Origin of the sequence: Mycolicibacterium brisbanense (assembly GCF_001570425.1) — a bacterium.
Classification (GTDB): domain Bacteria; phylum Actinomycetota; class Actinomycetes; order Mycobacteriales; family Mycobacteriaceae; genus Mycobacterium; species Mycobacterium brisbanense.
This window is the reverse complement of record NZ_BCSX01000008.1, coordinates 1-1,681: the sequence shown is the minus strand read 5'-3', so window position 1 is coordinate 1,681 and position 1,681 is coordinate 1. Positions and strand designations below refer to the sequence as shown.

Genomic DNA, 1,681 nt, shown 5'->3' with positions numbered 1-1,681 from the left:
CGCCCTCGGTGCCCTGCGGGATGAACGACCACTTCGTGCCCGTCGGGAAACCGGCACCACCACGGCCACGCAGACCCGAATCCTTGACCAGCGCAATCACATCGTCGGGGGGCATCGCCAACGCCCGCTCCAGCGCCCGGTAGCCGTCGTGGCGGCGGTAGGTCTGCATCGTCCACGGTTCGGGTTCGTCCCAGAACCGGCTCAGCACGGGTGTCAGCGGAGTCATGCGCTTGCCCCATCGGGATCCGCGGACATCCCGAGTTCGCGTGCCTGGTGCAGCCCTGCGAGGGTGGCCGCGCCGGGTGCGCCGCCCGGTACGTGTGGGTCGGTGAGCCCGGCCAAGGTGCGGGCGGTCTCGCGGAAGGTGCACAGCGGCGCGCCGCGGGTGGGATCGGGTGGATTGCCACTACGCAGCCCGTCGACCAGATCGCGTGCCGAGGAGGGGGTTTGGTTGTCGAAGAACTCCCAGTTGACCATGACGACGGGCGCGTAGTCGCACGCCGCGTTGCACTCGATGTGCTCGAGCGTGACGCGACCGTCCGCGGTGGTCTGCCCCGCGTGGATGTCCAGATGCTCCTGCAGCGCATCGAGAATGGCGTCCCCGCCCATGATCGCGCACAACGTGTTGGTGCACACGCCCACCAGGTAGTCACCCGTCGGGGTGCGCCGGTACATCGAGTAGAACGTTGCCACCGCCGTGACCTCGGCATCGGTCAGGTCGAGTCGCTGGGCGCAGAACCGGATTCCGGCGGGCGTGAGGCAGCCGTCCTCGGACTGCACCAGGTGCAGCAGGGGTAGCAGGGCCGAGCGTGCGTCGGGGTAGCGGGCGGTGATGCGTTGCGCGTCGGCGGTGAGCCGGTCGGTGACGTCGTCGGGATATGCCGCGGGCCCGTTGATCGGCGGGCCCGCTTCGTCGGGCCGTTGCCCGAGTTCCAGGAAAACTTCGCTCACCTGTCCACTCCGCCCATGACCGGATCGATCGACGCCACTGCGGCGATCGCGTCGGCGACCATGCCGCCTTCGCACATCGCTGCCACCGCTTGCAGATTGGTGAATGACGGGTCGCGGTAGTGCACCCGGTAGGGCCGGGTGCCGCCGTCGGAGACCATGTGCACGCCGAGCTCCCCGCGCGGCGACTCCACTGCCACATAGACCTGCCCGGCCGGTACCCGGATACCTTCGGTGACGAGCTTGAAGTGGTGGATGAGGCCCTCCATCGAGTGGCCCATGATCTTGGCGATGTGTTCGGGGGAGTTACCCAGCCCGTCGGGCCCGATTTTGAGATCGGCGGGCCAGGCGAGTTTCTTGTCGCTGATCATCACCGGTTCTGAGGACAGCCGGTCTAGCCTTTCGATGCATTGCTGGACGATCTTCAGCGACTCGCGCATCTCCTTGACGCGAATGATGTAGCGACCGTAGGAATCACACCGGTCATCGGTGATGACGTCGAATTCGTAGTTCTCGTAACCGCAATACGGTTGGGTCTTGCGCAGGTCGTGCGGCAGCCCGGTGGACCGCAGCACGGGGCCGGTGATGCCCAGGGCGATGCACCCGGTGAGGTCGAGATAGCCGACGCCGACCGTGCGGGCCTTCCAGATGTAGTTCTCGTTGAGCAGATCCTCCAAGTCGCCCAACCGTTTCGGCAGCAGCTCCATCAACGCGTGCAGTTGGCCGATCGCGT

Annotated in this window: 2 protein-coding genes and 1 pseudogene; all 3 read right to left on the bottom strand. The window is 66.7% G+C overall.

What is annotated here, in order from left to right; translation table 11 throughout:
• A pseudogene (locus tag RMCB_RS04035) lies at positions 1-226 on the bottom strand (NADH-quinone oxidoreductase subunit F); the annotation flags it as partial.
• Complete coding sequence (gene nuoE, locus RMCB_RS04030) at positions 223-951, bottom strand: NADH-quinone oxidoreductase subunit NuoE (protein ID WP_062827750.1); 729 nt, start codon at positions 949-951, stop codon at positions 223-225. The pseudogene RMCB_RS04035 and the gene nuoE, both read right to left, overlap by 4 nt.
• On the bottom strand, positions 948-1,681 hold a 734-nt coding region (locus tag RMCB_RS04025), incomplete at its 5' end, for an NADH-quinone oxidoreductase subunit D-related protein (RefSeq protein WP_456152456.1). The genes nuoE and RMCB_RS04025, both read right to left, overlap by 4 nt.